This window comes from Micromonospora sp. NPDC005215, from assembly GCF_040607915.1.
GTDB lineage: Bacteria > Actinomycetota > Actinomycetes > Mycobacteriales > Micromonosporaceae > Micromonospora.
In genome coordinates, this window is sequence record NZ_JBEXHQ010000017.1 from 51,553 (window position 1) to 67,211 (window position 15,659).

A 15,659-nucleotide genomic window follows, 5' to 3' on the forward strand; every position below is an offset into this window, starting at 1 on the left:
GCGCGCAGCGAGCTGTCCGTGGAGTCGACGCGTTGTCGGTGACCTGTCGAGGGCTGTCAACCGGTGGCGGTTACCGTCGATGATGGACCGATGGCGCGATGGTGGCGGGTCGGGGTGTGTCTGGCCGGTGGGCTGATTCTGCTCGCTGTCGGGGTGTGGGGGGCGCTCACCCACCTCGACGCGGCCGACAAGGTCGCCAGCGTGGTCGGTGGGGTTGGGGCGGTGTTCGGGCTGGCCCTGTCGGTGTACGGGGTGGCGCTGGCCCGCCGGAGCCCGGCGTCGGGCGGACAGTCCGTGACGGGTTCCACGGTCGGTGGTGGGTTGGTGCAGGCCCGGGGTGTGCGCGGCAACCTGCGGATCGGCCCGGCGGGGGCGCCTCCACCTGGGCCGGAGGAAGCGCCGCCGCGAGCGCAGCCGGCATCTACAGCGCCGCGGGCGGGTGGGCAGTCGGTCGCTGGGTCGCAGGTGGCCGGGTCGGTGCAGCAGGTCCAGGACGTCGGCGGGGACGCCGACCTCGACCGGTGAGCGGCCTTCGCCGGCTGTTGACCGGCGGCCGCGACGCCGCGGCCGGGGTGGCGGTGACCGGCAGCCTGGTCATCGGCGACGTGATCCAGGTCAGTGACGTCGCCGGTTCGGTGCAGGTCACGATCACCCCGCGGGTGCCGCCGCCATATCAACTCGAACCGCTGCCGGTCCAGCCGCCGCAGCTGGCACAGGCGAAAGCGTGGGCGCAGCCGAGCCGGCTGTTGCTGCCCCGCTACCGGGTGGTGCCGTTCACCGGCCGCGACCAGCAGCTGAGCGACCTGAACGCCTGGGCGCAGGGTGAGGCGGTCGCGGTGCGGCTGGTCCACGCCGCCGGTGGGCAGGGCAAGACCCGCCTGGCCGAGGAGTTCGCCACCCGCCGCGCCGGATCGGGGTGGACGGTGTGGCGGGCGGTCCACGCTCTGACCCCACGCGCGGGGGCCGTGGGCGTCCCGGCCGCAACTGGGCCCGGACCGGTCGGACCGGCCAGCCGGGTGGCGCTGCCCGCCGGTGGGCGGGTCCTCGCCGTGGTGGACTACGCCGACCGGTGGCCCGCCTCCCACCTCCTGGCCCTGCTGGGCGACCTGCACAACATCGCCGTGCAGACACCGGTGGTCCTGCGGGTGCTGCTGCTGGCCCGTTCGGTCGGGTTCTGGTGGCCGGCGGTCACCGACCGGCTCGACGGCGACCTCGATCTGGACGCCGACGACGTGCCGTTGCCGCCGCTGGGCGCCGACCGGGACCGAGCCGACCTGTACGGCACCGCCGCGCGGCACTTCGCCGCCGCGCTCGGCGTCCGCGACGCCAGCACCTGGCCGCCCCCACCCGGCCTGGCCGATCCGGACTTCGCGCAGGTCCTCGCCGTACACATGGCCGCCCTCGCCGCCGTCGACGCCCACCGCCACAGCACCACCGCCCCGACCGCCCCGCACGCGATCTCGGCGTACCTGCTCCGCCGCGAATACGCCAACTGGCACCAGCTGCACACCCGCACCGAAGATCCCCTGCCCACCCCGCCGCAGGTCCTGCGCCGTGCCACGTACGTGGCCACCCTGACCGGGGCGCTACCCCGCCCGGCCGCCCGTACCGCGCTCACCGGCGTCGACCTGGCCGCCAGCATCCAGGCCGCTGACCAGATCATCGACGACCACCGCACCTGCACGCCACCCACCGACCCGGGCACCGTCCTGGAAGCACTGCACCCCGACCGGCTCGGCGAAGACCTCATCGCCCTGTGCACCCCCGGCCACCCGCACACCGGCGCCGACACCGCCGGACTCCTCGACGACTGGACCCTCACCGCCCCCACCGCCCTGCTCACCACCGGTGACGGCACACCACCGGGCTGGACACCCAGCACCCTCACCGTGCTGGTCGAAACCGCCCGCCGCTGGCCCCACATCGCCGCCAACGTGCTGTACCCCCTCATCCGCCAGCAACCCCACCTTGCCCTGGCCGCCGGAGGCGCCACTCTCACCCGCCTGGCCAATCTCCCCGACATCGACCCCACCGTCCTGGAAGCCATCGAGGAACACCTTCCTGACGACGTGCACATCGACCTCGACACCGCCGCCGCCGCCATCACCACCACCCTCACCCGCCACCGCCTCACCACGACCACGGATCCCACCGACCGTGCGAAGCTTCACGCCAGGCACGCCTGGCGCCTGAACAACGCGGGCCGCCGGGACGAGGCCCTCGTCCCCGCGGTGGAAGCCACGGGCATCTACCAGCGGCTGGCCGAGGCGAACCCGGTCGCTCACCTTCCCGACCTCGCCAGGTCGTTGAACAACCTCGGCACGCTCCTGTCGGCGGTGGGCCGCCGGGACGAGGCCCTCGTCATGGCCGAGGAGGCCGTCGCGGTCCGTCGGCGGTTGGCCGAGGTGAATCGGGCCGCTTATCTCCCCGACCTCGCCATGTCGTTGAACAACCTCGGCACGTTCCTGTCGAAGGTGGGCCGCCGGGACGAGGCCGTCGCACTGGCCGAGGAGGCCGTCGCGGTCCGTCGGCGGTTGGTCGAGGAGAACCCGGCCGCCTACCTCCCCGACCTGGGCGCGTCGTTGAACAACCTCGGCACGTTCCTGTCGGAGGTGGGCCGCCGGGACGAGGCGCTGGCCCCGGCGGAGGAAGCCACGGGCATCTACCGGCGGTTGGCCGAGGCGAACCCTGCCGCTTATCTTCCCGACCTCGCCATGTCGTTGAACAATCTCGGTATATCCCTGTCGGAGGTGGGCGACCGGGACGAGGCGCTGGCCCTGGCCGAGGAGGCCGTCGCGATCCGTCGGCGGTTGGCCGAGGTGAATCGGGCCGCTTATCTTCCCGACCTCGCCATGTCGTTGAACAATCTCGGTATATCCCTGTCGGAGGTGGGCCGCCGGGACGAGGCGCTGGCCCCGGCGGAGGAGGCCGTCGCGATCCGTCGGCGGTTGGCCGAGGTGAATCGGGCCGCTTATCTTCCCGACCTCGCCATGTCGTTGAACAATCTCGGTATATCCCTGTCGGAGGTGGGCCGCCGGGACGAGGCGCTGGCCCCGGCGGAGGAAGCCATGGGCATCTACCGGCGGTTGGCCGAGGCGAACCCAGCCGCTTATCTTCCCGACCTCGCCATATCGTTGAACAACCTCGGCATATCCCTGTCGGAGGTGGGCCGCCGGGACGAGGCGCTCGCCCCGGCCGAGGAGGCCGTCGCGATCCATCGGCGGTTGGCCGAGGCGAACCCGGCCGCCTACCGTGCCGACCTGGGTGCGTCGTTGAACAGCCTCAGTATCCGCCTGTCCGAGGTGGGCCGCCGGGACGAGGCCGTCGCCCCGGCCGAGGAGGCCGTTTCGATCCATCGGCGGTTGGCCGAGGCCAACCCCACCGCCTACCTCCCCGACCTCGCCGGATCGTTGTGGCGTTACGCCTGGGTCTGCGTCACGATTGACCGCAACCTGCCGAAAGCGCTCGCGGCGGTCCACGAGGCGATCGTCCTGTATGAGGGCCTTGCCGAGCAGGTCCCGCAGCGGTTCGGCGACGATCTGTGGTCGGCGTATCGCACTCTCGCCGACGTCCTGAACGGTCTAGGCCGCACCGATGAGGCGATCGATCTGCGCCGGCAGCTCGACGAGGCCGAGACGACGACGCACCGGACACGGAGCCGGCGTGACGGTAGCTGAGCAGGGTCAGCGGTTCGACAACTTCTGACGCGGCGATGCCCCGCAGAACGGCGGTCGGTGCGGGCGGCGCGCTCCCGTTCCGATCTCTCCGTGGAATCTGGAACACGCTCGCACGCCCACAGCGAATTCACGAACTCCGCACAGCGCACTCATCGGGCCAGCCTTCGGCGAAATCCCGGACGAGACCGCCGGGCCGTACCCGGGGGACGGCTCGAACGGCCCCGACGTGTTGGAGCAGAGCGGCATCGTGCGCGGCGACATCCGGTCGAGCATCGGAAGTGCCTCCGGTACGGCTCAGGGTGTGCCGCTGACAATCGAACTGACGATCCGGGACCTCGCCAACGGCCAGAAGGCGTTCGCTGGCACCGCTGTCTACGTCTGGCACTGCGACCGCGACGGCAGCTACTCCATGTACTCGGACGGCGTCACCGACCAGAACTACCTCCGCGGCGTCCAGATCGCCGACGCCGCCGGGTCGGTGCGCTTCACCAGCATTTCCCCGCCTGCTACGCCGGGCGGTGGCCCCACATCCACTTCGAGGTCTACCCCGACCAGGCGAGCATCACCGACGCGAGCAAGGCCGTCGCGACCTCACAGGTCGCGCTGCCCAAAGCATCCGTGCCACGGTGTACGCACAGCCGGGCTACGAGACCTCGGTCGCCAACCTCGCTCAGGTCAACCTTGAGGATGACAACGTCTTCGGCGACGACGACGGCGCCAGCCAACTCGGCACCGTGACCGGTGATCTCGCACGTGCGTTGCATGCAGCTCGCCCCTGGCGGCTGCCAACTCAGGTGTCTGGGCGATGCGGGCGGGCCCGGTGTGACGCCGAGCCCGCCCGGTGTCAGGCGTGCGGGACTACGCCCTGCAGTTTGTCGGTCTGCGTGCCCTCGAAGGGGTTGGGCGGGTAGTCGGTCGTGGTCAGGATGCGAGGGGCGCGAGTCTGAATTGTTGGTTGGTTTGTCCGTGGCAGTCGTAGAGCTGGATCTGGGCTCCGTTGGCCGTACTCCAGGCGTCGAGGCATCGTCCGGACTGGACGTTGCTGATGGTGCCGTTGGAGTTGACGTTCCACTGTTGGTTGGTTTGGCTGTGGCAGCTGTAGATCTGGACGGCTGCGCCGTTGGTGGTGCCTGCGGCGTCGAGGCACATGTTGCCGTACACCTGTAGTTGTTTGCCTGTGGTGTAGGTCCATGCCTGGTTGGTTTGTTTGTTGCAGCCGTAGAGCTGTACCCGGGTGCCGTTGTTGTGGGAGGCGTTGGTGACGTCGATGCACCGCCCGGACTGGGTGCCGACGATTTCGCTGGCGGAGCCGGGTGCGACGGTGGGCGGGGCGGTGGGGGTCGGCGTGTTGGTGGGAGCGGGTGTGTTGGTGGGGGTCGCCGTTGGGGTGGTCGGTGTCGAGGGCAGCAACGGGCAGGTGCTGCGGTAGGTGACGACGCCGCTGGAGTCCAGCAGTGGGCAGAGGAATTGGCTGTACCGGGCGTCGTTGTCGATGAACATCTTGACGAATGGCAGCATGGTTCGGACCAGCACCGGGTTCGACCGGCCGACCATGAACCCGTGGTCGGCGCCGGCGACTTCGAGGTAGACGCTTTCCGTGGTGGTCGGGAGGCTGTTGTAGAGGCCGGTGGCGTAGGACGGGGTGACCACCGTGTCGGCCTGCCCGGCGAAGATCATTGTGGGTACCCGGTCGTTGGCCAGGTTCGACGACGGGGAGTACGGCGCGATGCCGACCACTGCCTTCAACGTTGAGCGTCGGGTGGCTGCGCTCAGCGCGCCACCGCCGCCCATGGAGTGGCCGGCGACGGCCAACCGGTTGGGGTCGACCCGGTCGCGTACCGGGCTCTGCTGTGTCAGGTAGTCCAGCGCGGCGAGCAACTGGGTGCCTCGGGCCGTGTCGAAGTCGTTACGGCTGTTGGTTTCGATGCCGATCACGACGAAGCCGTGGGAGGCCAGCCACGGTCCCATCCAGGCCAGTTCGGCGGAGAACAACGCGGTGTAGCCCGGCGAGATCGCGATGGCTCCGAAGGTGCCCTGGCTGGTGTCGGTCGGGTAGTAGATCCTGCCGCCGTTGAAGCCGTACCCGGTCGGGACGCTGACCGAGGTGTTGGCGAAGGGGCCGTTCACGGCGGTGACGCTGCTGCGGGTGGGGTCCGGACCCCGCTGGTACGGGTTGTCGGCGGCCGATGCCGAGCCGGTCGCCACCGTGATGGTGAACAGCCCGACTGCGGCTGCGATCCCGGCCGCGGCGAGCTTGAACAGCCGTCCCCGAAGACGGGAGGACGCGCGGTCAGCGTGGGCATTCGCCGCGGGCGGCGGGTGGTGTGCAGGTGCTCGCACGGTCGGTACCTCCTGGTGGTGGGTGGGTGCGGGGCGGGCAGGCTCGTTCCGGCCGTCCCGGTGTTGTCGGTTCGTCGGCGTTGCCGCGTCAGCGGACCCGACCGGTGCGGCAGGAGGTCGTGGTCGCCTCCGCAGCTGGGAGGGCTGGGCCACGACGCGCAGTGGCGACCCGCTCACGGGCCGAATTATCGCGGCTGTTCCGGAAGGAGTGAGCGATCGTGGTCGGATCCGACCGGTGGGACTGGGCCGGGAAAATCATGCTGATCCTCCGGTGGTGTGAGGGGTGATCTCAGCCGCTGGTCGAGTCGGAGGCCCTGTTCGGATACGGGTCACCTGACAGGTGGGCGGGCCTGACGGTCGCGTGCGGCGCCTCCGGTGGTCAAACGATCATGTTAACGTTCACACTCATCGATGGCTCTCAGGTTGGCAGACAGTTCCAGGATTTTCAACCGGTAGTTTCGGGCCTGTTACGGATCAGGAGGTCGCGGGTGCGCGTCGCGCTCGGTCAGCCCTCGCGGCACCGGTGTGGGTTGCGCGTCGAGTGATTCGGGAAGGGAGTAGCCCAGACGCCCGACTCCTCAATGGACGGAGACTGACATGCTGGACAACCTTGCCGTGGTCGGAGGCCCGAAGACGCCGGTCTCCCAGCCGGTGCTGATCGGCTTCTTCGTCCTCGTCGCGGTCGCCATCGTCGTCATCCTGTTCCTGCGCTCGCGCAGCAAGTAGCACCGCGCGTCCGGGCCGTACCTCAGGGCGCTTCGCGCCCCGGTGCTCCTGGCGTCCACGTGTGGGCTCGTGTCTCCCAGGCCCACTGGGCGATGCCGACGCGGTTTCGCACCCTCAACTTGCGTTGGACGCTGGCGAGGTGGGTCTTGACGGTTCCGGCGGTGATGAACAGTCTGGCGCCGATCTCGGGGTTGGTCAGGCCGTCGGCCACCAGGGAGACGATGTCCATCTCGCGGTCGGACAGCGCCGGTTCCGGGTTGCGGGTGGGCGCGCTGGTGGCCCTGGAGAGTTGGCGAAGCAGCCGGACGGTCACGGTCGGGCTGATCAACGCGTCGCCGGCCACCGCGGCGCGGACCGCCTCGGCGAGAAGGGCCGGCCCGGAGTGCTTGACGAGGAATCCGCTGGCCCCGTGGCGGAGCGCGGTGTGCACATAGGCGTCGAGATCGTACGTGGTCACTACGACGACGCGAGTGGCAACGGGAGCGTCGGCCGCGCACAGCCTGCGCGTCAGTTCGAGCCCGTCCATCCCCGGCATGCGGATGTCGGCGATGACCACGTCGGGACGTAGCCGCTGGGTCAGGGCCAGCGCCGTCGCACCGTCGGCGGCCTCGCCGACGACCTTGATGTCCGTGGCGGCCCCCAGGATGGTGCGGAACCCGAAGCGGACGGAATGCTGATCATCGGCGAGGAGCACGCGGATGGTCATGCTGTCGTCCGCAGCACGTCCGCGGGCAGGTCGACACGTAACTGCCAACCAGCCGGCGACTGCGGCCCGTAGTCGAGCGTGCCACCGAGCATCTCCACCCGTTCGGCCAGGCCGCTCAGCCCGCTGCCGCCGTGCCGTCGCAGCGGATCCCGTCGACCGTGGAGCGAAGCCGGGCTCTGGTAATCGGCGGGTGATCTGTTCGTCACGTCCACGGTGACGCCTCCGAGGTTGTGGTGCAGACGTACGTCGACGGCGGCACCGGGGTGGGCGTGGCGGCGCACGTTCGTGAGTGCTTCGACAACCACGCGGTAGACGGTCGTGCTCGCCTCGGGCAGCAACGAGGATTCGAGCCCCGGATCGATGGCGACAGTGACGGGTCCGTCCCAGGCGGCCGCGTATCGCTGGATCAGGTCGGGCAGTTCGGTGGCATCCGGCAGGGGCGTGCGGACCGCTCCGGCGGCGTCCTCCAGCTCCCGTAGCAGCCGGATGGTTCGGTCCATCGCGTTCAACGCGCGGGTGCCGTCGGCCTCGATGGCCTGAAGCACGTCGGCGACGTCGGCGCCCTCGTCGAGCAGGATTCGCCCGGCCTGCGCCTGGATCACCATGGCGCTGACGTCATGGGCGACGAAGTCGTGGAGGTCGGTGGCGAGTTGGACGCGTTGCGCCCGGCGAGCCAGTCGCACCGCGCGTACCCGGGCCTCGTCGAGGCGGCGCAGGTACAGGCCGGCGGCGACGCCGGCGAACCCGGCCAGCGACCAGAAGACGCAGACCGCGACGCGGTCGCGCCAACCCAGCTCGGCAGCGCCGGTGATCGGCACGGCCAGGACACTCTCCGCGAGGATCGCCACGGCGACCGTCAGGATGGAGATGCGGGACGTCGCCGTCCGGCACACAAGTGCGAGGTAGGCGATCAGGACCGCCGTGGTCAGCAGGGGCCACGGCCCCGCCGGCATCGGAGCACCGGCCTGGTGCCACAGCCCCACCGTGCCGAGCGACAGCAAGGACACCAGGCCGCTGCTCACACCGGTCAGGTGGCGGGCGCGCGGCCAGATCGCCGCGTGCCCGGCGAGCGTCGCGACGGCCAGTGCGGCCGCGACGGCGAGTGGTGGGTGAACGCCCGGACCCCAGACGCCGGCCGACACGACGACGGCGAGGCAGGCGCCGACCGCCACGCCCGCTCGTGCCGTACGTCTGGGGGTCAACCGCCCGGACCGGGCTGCCGGCGCGCTCAGCGAGATCACGAGTTCACCGTAACCGTGCCGTACCGCCTACCGGTATCTACCGATCGGCAGATGGCGAGGGGTTCCTGAACGCGGAGATCCTGGCGACACGAGGCCAGCCACGGACGTGGCCGGCACACCCACGGGGAGGGCGCAGATGACCGCGGCACCGACAGAACAACCTCCGGCGTTACGGCACCATCGATATGTCGCCGGCTGGCCGGAGGCCGGCGTCCTGGTCGGGTCCCTACTGCTGATCGCTGTCGGGTTCCTGTGGTGGCTGCGCCCGAGCAGCTACCCGTTCGGCCGGCAGGACCGGTTCGCGGACCTGTCCCTCATGACCCACGTACCTTCGGACACGGCTGTCGCGCTCGCCCTCACGGCCGGCGTCGTCGGACTGGCGCTGGCCACTCTGCTCCGCAGCGGCCGGTCTGGCACACCGGTGCGGGTCGCCGGCATCGTGGTCGCTGCCGTCGCGGCGACGATGCTCGGCTTCCTGGTGCCCGACATCCAGGTGCTCACCATCACCGCGTACCTGATGACTCTGGCAGTGCCTGCCGCGATCGTCGCCGCACTGGTCACGCGCCTGATCAGCTCCGCGAGGCCACACTGCGGTCGCGCCGCGGGCGCCGGTGGCATCGCCGCCGGAGCGGCGGCCTTCGTCGCACTGCTGCTGTGGTTGAGCTACATCGCCCGCGACGCCGAACCCATTGGCTACCGACCGTTTGTCGTGTTCGGATCCCTGGCCGTCGGCGCCTGCTGGGCTGTGGTGCTGGTACGGCTCCTGCGACACCATCGCGGCCACTGTCAGTCCTGCGGACGGCCGGGAGCGGCGTGGACGACACCAGCCTCCGCAGCGTCCTGGGGTCGCGTCCTGACCTGGGCCGCCGCCCTGTGCCCACTGCCGTACGTGGTGACCAGACTGAGTTGGCTGACGCCCTGGCCCGTCGGGGAGAGCGCCGAGACCCTCGCCGCGCATCCCGGTCTCCGCATCTTCGGACTGGCCCTCGCGGTCGCCGGCGAGGCCGGTACCTGGCTGACCCTCGGACTGATCCGGCCCCGCGGCGAGGTCTTCCCACGCTCGTTTCCGTTTGTCGGCGGTCGGCCCGTACCCGTCTACGCGGCGGTCATACCCGGGCTGATCGTGGCGCTCATGATGTGCATCGCCGGCCACTCGCTTGTGCAACAGTCCTTCGGCGCCGGCACCGACCTCTCGGATCATCTCCTGGTCGTGCTGATGCCCTTCCCGCTCTGGGGGCTCCTGCTCGCCGGCGCCACTCTCGTCTACTGGTACCGCCGCCGCCCCGCATGCCGCGTGTGCACACCTGCCACGACGGGCGGTCCGTGGCCCCCGATCGGGCCGGAGTCGCCGGAGCCCCGGCTGCGGCCGAGCTGAGAAACGCCTACCAGTTCCCGGCCCCGGGTTGCCGGGACGGATTGCGATCATTTACGGTCGACGATGCCAGGTGAGAGGCGCTGCGACGGACCTGGTCCGCCACGCTCACCCGGAAACACATCGGATCCAAGGGCGCCTTCCCACGATGGGGGAGGCGTGATGAGTTCGTTCGTGACCACGTGGGGTGCCGGCGACTACCCGGCCATGGCACAGCGGCTGATGCCGGTCGCCGAAGCGGTGGTGGCAGCAGCCGCGATACGGCCGGACGACCGGGTGCTCGACGTGGCCACCGGTACGGGCAACGCGGCGGTACTGGCCGCCCGGTGCGGAGCCCGTACCGTCGGGGTGGATTTGGAGCCCGCGCTGCTGGAACTGGCCCGGCGTCGCGCCGCGGATGACGGCCTGGCGGTCGACTGGCGGGTCGGCGACGCAGGTCGCCTACCGCTTCCCGACGATTCGGCCGACGTGGTCCTGTCGGTGTTCGGCGTGATCTACGCGAACGACCACGAAGCGGCGGCCCGGGAACTGAGCCGGGTGTGTGCCTCCTCGGGCCGAGTCCTGCTGGCCGCCTGGACACCGGGCAGTCTGTTGCCGGCCATGGGTCAGGTCCTCGGCGGATACCTACCGCCACCGCCGGTAGGCAGCGCCCCGCCGAGCCGGTGGGGTGACCGCACGCTCGTCGGACCGCTCCTGGCAGCCGCCGACCTGCGGATCACGTCGACGGTCGTCCACCGGTTGGGCCTGAGCTTCGCCAACGCCGACGCGGCGACCAGCCTGCTCATCGACACCGCCGGGCACGTCGTCACCGAACGGGACCGGCTCGTGGCCCAGTGCCGGTGGGAGGCGTTGCGCGCGGACCTGCGCTCGTTCGTCGGCGACCGTGGGGTCACCGACGGCGGTCGGTTCCGGTTGGAGGCCGAGTACCTGCTCACGACGGCCGTACCGGCGTCAGCGGTGACACCATGACGCGGGCGGGTGCCTGCTAGACAGGGCGGGTGGAGATGGACATCTATGACCGGTACGAGCGGGACGCCGAAGAGCACTTGGCGGCCTATGGCCTGCGTGTCGGCGCTGACCAGGTCCCGACCATTCGGGAGGTCCTCGCGCGTGAGACCCGGCACGAGGCGGACACCTACGCTGGATTGGGTACCGTCCCCGGCAACACGGCCCTGATGCGGATCTGCGCCGTTCAGCTCTGGCATGCGGGTGCCGTGGAGGACGCGCTGTTGATTCACCGAGCCCGCCGAACCAGCATGGACGCGACTGGCGCCCTCGATGGGGAACTGATGCTGGGGGCGGGGGTGGCCAGGACCAGGGCGTACCTCGCGACCCTGGGCACCGAGGAAGCCCGAGAGGTCCTCAACCAGATCGCGTGGGTGGAGGAGTCTTACGACGCCGAGCGATACGCGGCTTTCGTCAGCACGTACTACCGAATCGCGTGACGGCGTGCCGCGCACCGACGCGATCCTGCGCCAGACCAGCGGCTCCGCCTACTGGCACGCCTGGGCGCGCGCGTTGCCGCCCTCCGCCGAGCCTCTGCGAGCGGGTCGGGGCTGAGCTGCCCAAGCGGTTGGAGCGGAAACGTCGCGACGAGGCGTACCGGGCGACAGGCTCAACCGACCCGCTGGGCCAGCACCTGCCCCGGCCAGGACCCAGCTAGGAAGGTGTCGGTGGGGGTGAACCCCTGGCGCTCGTAGAACGCCACCAACTCGCCACCGCCGCCCGCCCAGCAGTCCACCCGTAACAACCGCACGCCGGCTCGCCGGGTCTCCCGCACGGCGTGTGCCAACAGGGCCGACCCGAGGTTTCGACCGGCGAACCGTCGGTCGGCGACCAGGAGGCGGACGTACCGCTCGGGTTCGTCCGCGGGCGGGATCGGTGCGCGCGGACTGGGCCCGGAGTCCAACACCAGGGTTGCGGCTGGTGTGCCGTCCAGTTCCGCGATGTACGCGAGGTTCTCGGTCAGGTACCGGTCGACCAGTTCGGTCCCGCCGGGCCTCTCGGAGAACGACGTCGTGCCCCACTGCTCGGTATTGCCTCGATCGTTCATCCACTTCACGGCGGCGTCGAGCATCTTCAGTACGGCAGGTGCATCGGCCGGACCGCCGCGTCTGACACGTATGCCGCGGCTGGTGTCGTCCATCGCGGAATTGTAGGCGTGGCAGGGCGTTGACCGACACCCACCGAGATCGACCCGTGCCCGGTGCGGCCTGACGGGCACGCGCCGCCCGGGACAGGACCCGGGCGGCGCGTCTTCGGCAGCTGCCGGATGCGGTACTAGTTGCGCGTGCTCCACTGCTGGTTGGCGCCGCCGTGGCAGGCCCAGAGGTGAAGTTGCGTGCCATTTGCCGTGCCGGAACTGACGGCGTCGAGGCAGAGGCCGGACTGGACGCCGGTGATGGTGCCGTTGGAGTTCAGATTCCACTGCTGGTTGGGCTGGCCGTTGCAGTCCCAGATGAGGACGGCGGTGCCGTTGCTGCTGCCCGCCCCGCTGGCGTCCAGGCACTTGTTGCCGTAGACGGTAAGGGTGCGGTTGGAGGTGTGGGTCCAGCGCTGGTTGGTGCGGCCGTGACAGTCCCACAACTGGGCGCGGGTCCCGTTGCTGGTGCTGGAGTTCGGTATGTCGATGCATCGGCCGGACGGGTTACCCACGATCAGCACGTTCTGCTGACCACCCGGCGGCGGGCTCGTCGGCGGGGCGGTGGTGGGCGGGGCACTGGTGGGCGGCACGGTGGAGCCGAACTGGCTGAAGAACCGCCACACCTCCTGCTTGACCCAGCTCCGCGCGCCGCTCTCACAGCCGGCACACCCGTCCACCGGACCTTGCTGGTGGCCGCCGTCGAACGCGGCCCAGACCACCGGATATCCGGCCTGGCACGAGTAGGCGGTGGTGATGTGGGTTCGGCTACCCGCCGCCGGCTCCGGTGGGTTCTGCGCGGCACAACCGTTGTTCCGGACGAACCTGTCCCGCAGCGACCGTCCACTCGCGATGTTGTCGTTGATGCCGTGGATTCCCAGGTACGCCACTGGCTGGGTGCCGCCGCTGCATCCGCTGATCGCCCCGGGAGCCGCGATTGCCGCGACCGCCCGGAACACGGTCGGTCGGGAACACGCCAACGAGTAGCTCATCGCGCCGCCGTAGCTGAACCCGACCGAGAAGAGCTGCGTCGTGTCGACGCAGAGCGCGTTCTCGATCACCCGGACCATGTCGTCGGTGAAGGTCACGTCCTCACCGTTGGAGTTGCCCCAGCCGTTGCCGATGCCCTGCGGGGCGACGAAGATCGTGGTGTTGTTCGCCTGCGAGAGCATGCCGTAGTAGGCCCACGGGGCTCCGTCGCTGCCGCCCGACGCGACCTGTTCGGCGGTGCCGCCCAACCAGTGGAACCCGAAGGCCAGCCGGTGGGCATAGGTGTTGTTGTAGTTGTCAGGCAGCCGAAGGATGAAACTGCGGCTCTTTCCGCTGCTCTGGATGGTGTGGGTGCCGCTGCTCAGTCCGGGTGCCTTGCCGCAGCCGGCGGTGGTGGCAGCGGACGCCGATCCGCCCGTCATGATCACGTACGCCCCGACGGCGACCAGAACCATGACGGCCATGGCCGCCCCTATCCAGGGGGCGGAGAGTTTACGAAGTGGCACAGTCAAACCTCCTTGTGTATGCGTGGATGACGATGTGCGGCGGCCGACCCGCGTCGGCGACACGCGGATGAGCGGGCCGCCCGTTCTGGTTGTCGAGACAACGCCCAGGAGGTGCCCCGCGTTTACCGCGCGGAAATAGACTAGCATCATCGTCTGACGTATGACGTCAGGAAGGGTGCGTGTGCCGACCCGGCAGCCCGCTGCGGCTGGGTGCCTTCTGGACGGTCAGACCAAGACCGCGGCGAGAGCGCGGAACGCGTCGGCGGGGAATGTCGTGGCGTCGCCACCGTTGAGCACCTGGACAGCCACCTCGTCCGCACCGGCCTGGTAGTGCTTCTCCAGCCCGGCCGCGACCTGCTCGACCGTTCCCCAGGGGATCAGCGCGTCCACGAGGCGGTCGCTGCCGCCTCCCGCGAAGTCCTCGTCGGTCCAGCCGAATCGCCGCAGGTTGTTCGTGTAGTTCGGCAGTGCGAGGTATCCGCTCGTGTATTGCCGGGCCGTGGCGCGGGCGGCGGTGGCGTCGGCGTCGAGGACCACCGCGACCTCGGGGGCGAGCAGGCGGTCCGGTCCGAGTGCGGCCCGGGCCTCGGCGGTGTGTTCGGCAGGGACGAAATACGGGTGTGCCCCGGCCGCGCGGTCACGGGAGAGTTCGAGCATCCGCGGGCCGAGTGCGGCCAGGATCCGCCGCTCGGGAGGGAGCCCGGCGGCGTCGAGACCGTCGAGGTATCCCACCATCTTCGAGTACGGCCTGCGGTAGGTCGTGCCGCTGCCTTCCAACAGCACGGCATGGCTCGCGCCGAGACCGAGCAGGAACCGGCCGGGGTGGGCCTGCTCCGCGTCCAGGGCGAACGCCGCCACCTCCGGGGGCGACGAGTGCCAGATGCTCACGATCCCCGACGCGACCCCGAGGCGCCTGGTCCCGTCCAGGATCTCCCGGAAGCGTGGGGCGACGTTCTCCCCGAAACCGCCAGAGAACCAGAGCCGCGCGTAGCCCAGCTTCTCCAGCTCGATTGCGGCGTCGATGGCCGCGCCCCGGCTCTCACTGGCGAGGAAGAACGGTTGCCACACGCTGACGAGTCGTTGTGCCATACCGGAACACTACGCAACGTCGGCGGAGCGCGACGCCGCACCAACCGAGATTCCGGCTCGGACCGGCGTGGCCGTCGAGTCGAGCGGACCCCTCGGCGGCATGGCGACGGCGCCGCAGATACGTCCTGCACGGCCGACCCGTCCACACCGGTCGTGACGGGGGCAGGTGGCAGACTCATCGGCGTGAACGACGTGGCCGCATCGCCGGTGGATGGTGAGTTGGAGAGTGTCAGTCTGGTGGACCTCGCCGTCTCTCGGCTGACCCGGGAGATCCTCAGCGGCAAGAGCGACCCGGGCGAACGCCTGGTGGAGGAGCAGCTGACCCGGCGGCTGGGGATCAGCCGGGCTCCGTTGCGGGAGGCGCTGCGGTTGCTGGCCCAGCAGGGGTTGGTCGAGCACGTGCCGCGGCGGGGAGTCCGGGTGGCCACCCTGTCGGACCGCGACGTTCGGGAGCTGTACGAGCTGCGGGACGTGCTGGAACAGTTCTCGGTGCGGGCCGGGATCCCGGTCGGCCGGGAGAGCGACCTGGCCGGGTTGCGGGCGACCCTGGACCAGCTGCGGGAGGCGACCCGGGCCGGCGACCGGATGGCGGTCGCCGAGTCGCACCGGGAGTTCCACGTCGCGCTGGTGGCGCTCGCCGGTAACCGGCAACTGTCCGCTGTGTACGGCTCGATCCTGGTGAAGTTGCAGCTCTACATGGCGATCAACCTGCGCCGGGAGGCGGAGCTGGCGCAGCCGCTGGACGGGGTCCACCGGCACGAGCGGCTGTTCGAGGCGGTCGCCGGGGGAGACCCGGAGGAGGTGCTGACCGTGCTCGCCGGGCACGGAGCGCGTTCGTACCTCGGTTAGGCGCGGGGGGCGGCCCGAGTGCC

Annotated in this window: 14 protein-coding genes and 1 riboswitch; of the genes, 8 read left to right on the forward strand and 6 right to left on the reverse strand. The window is 70.3% G+C overall.

All coding sequences use genetic code 11. The features are described 5' to 3' along the window. The first annotated feature begins 90 nt into the window (after positions 1-90). From ABZU25_RS15340 to ABZU25_RS15350, 3 genes are all read left to right on the forward strand, one after another. Entirely contained in the window at positions 91-525 is a 435-nt protein-coding gene (locus ABZU25_RS15340; RefSeq protein ID WP_355029960.1) for a hypothetical protein, read from the forward strand. Beyond that, entirely contained in the window at positions 522-3,677 is a 3,156-nt protein-coding gene (locus ABZU25_RS15345) for a tetratricopeptide repeat protein (protein WP_355029961.1), read from the forward strand. Before ABZU25_RS15340 ends, ABZU25_RS15345 begins: the two co-directional genes overlap by 4 nt. A gap of 301 nt (positions 3,678-3,978) precedes the next feature. Beyond that, positions 3,979-4,362, forward strand: coding sequence for a hypothetical protein (locus ABZU25_RS15350; protein ID WP_355030022.1), 384 nt, complete (start codon positions 3,979-3,981; stop codon positions 4,360-4,362). A 236-nt stretch (positions 4,363-4,598) separates the two neighbouring features. Here the strand turns inward: ABZU25_RS15350 and ABZU25_RS15355 are convergent, their stop codons facing one another. Continuing rightward, positions 4,599-6,017: a ricin-type beta-trefoil lectin domain protein gene (locus tag ABZU25_RS15355; RefSeq protein ID WP_355029962.1), complete on the reverse strand. Its 1,419-nt coding sequence runs from the start codon at positions 6,015-6,017 to the stop codon at positions 4,599-4,601. Between the two features lie 597 nt (positions 6,018-6,614). Between ABZU25_RS15355 and ABZU25_RS15360 the strand changes: the two genes are divergently transcribed. Then, positions 6,615-6,743: a hypothetical protein gene (locus tag ABZU25_RS15360; RefSeq protein ID WP_355029963.1), complete on the forward strand. Its 129-nt coding sequence runs from the start codon at positions 6,615-6,617 to the stop codon at positions 6,741-6,743. A 22-nt stretch (positions 6,744-6,765) separates the two neighbouring features. On the opposite strand, the gene ABZU25_RS15365 is transcribed toward ABZU25_RS15360, so the two are convergent. Further along, on the reverse strand, positions 6,766-7,449 hold the full coding sequence (locus ABZU25_RS15365; protein ID WP_355029964.1) for a response regulator transcription factor: 684 nt from the start codon (positions 7,447-7,449) through the stop codon (positions 6,766-6,768). Continuing rightward, positions 7,446-8,690, reverse strand: a complete 1,245-nt coding sequence (locus tag ABZU25_RS15370; RefSeq protein ID WP_355029965.1) for a histidine kinase — start codon at positions 8,688-8,690, stop codon at positions 7,446-7,448. The genes ABZU25_RS15365 and ABZU25_RS15370 overlap by 4 nt, the downstream gene beginning before the upstream one ends. 136 nt (positions 8,691-8,826) lie before the next feature. On the opposite strand from ABZU25_RS15370, the gene ABZU25_RS15375 reads away from it, so the two are divergent. From ABZU25_RS15375 to ABZU25_RS15385, 3 genes are all read left to right on the forward strand, one after another. Then, entirely contained in the window at positions 8,827-10,065 is a 1,239-nt protein-coding gene (locus ABZU25_RS15375) for a hypothetical protein (RefSeq protein WP_355029966.1), read from the forward strand. A 66-nt stretch (positions 10,066-10,131) separates the two neighbouring features. Next, positions 10,132-10,210: riboswitch (S-adenosyl-L-homocysteine riboswitch) on the forward strand. Between the two features lie 14 nt (positions 10,211-10,224). After that, the gene (locus ABZU25_RS15380) at positions 10,225-11,031 is read left to right on the forward strand and encodes a class I SAM-dependent methyltransferase (RefSeq protein ID WP_355029967.1); all 807 of its coding nucleotides are present in this window, start codon (positions 10,225-10,227) and stop codon (positions 11,029-11,031) included. Between the two features lie 29 nt (positions 11,032-11,060). Then, a complete protein-coding gene (locus ABZU25_RS15385) occupies positions 11,061-11,507 on the forward strand; it encodes a hypothetical protein (RefSeq protein ID WP_355029968.1) in 447 nt (148 codons plus the stop codon). 170 nt (positions 11,508-11,677) lie between these two features. Here ABZU25_RS15385 and ABZU25_RS15390 read toward each other — a convergent pair whose 3' ends face one another. From ABZU25_RS15390 to ABZU25_RS15400, 3 genes are all read right to left on the reverse strand, one after another. Next, positions 11,678-12,208 (reverse strand): GNAT family N-acetyltransferase, encoded by a 531-nt coding sequence (locus tag ABZU25_RS15390; RefSeq protein WP_355029969.1) that lies wholly within the window; start codon positions 12,206-12,208, stop codon positions 11,678-11,680. Positions 12,209-12,342: 134 nt separating this feature from the next. Then, the gene (locus tag ABZU25_RS15395; protein WP_355030023.1) at positions 12,343-13,647 is read right to left on the reverse strand and encodes a ricin-type beta-trefoil lectin domain protein; all 1,305 of its coding nucleotides are present in this window, start codon (positions 13,645-13,647) and stop codon (positions 12,343-12,345) included. Between the two features lie 276 nt (positions 13,648-13,923). Beyond that, positions 13,924-14,787, reverse strand: a complete 864-nt coding sequence (locus tag ABZU25_RS15400; RefSeq protein WP_355029970.1) for a TIGR03620 family F420-dependent LLM class oxidoreductase — start codon at positions 14,785-14,787, stop codon at positions 13,924-13,926. A 183-nt stretch (positions 14,788-14,970) separates the two neighbouring features. On the opposite strand from ABZU25_RS15400, the gene ABZU25_RS15405 reads away from it, so the two are divergent. Continuing rightward, on the forward strand, positions 14,971-15,636 hold the full coding sequence (locus ABZU25_RS15405) for a GntR family transcriptional regulator (RefSeq protein WP_355029971.1): 666 nt from the start codon (positions 14,971-14,973) through the stop codon (positions 15,634-15,636). The last annotated feature ends 23 nt before the right edge of the window (positions 15,637-15,659 follow it).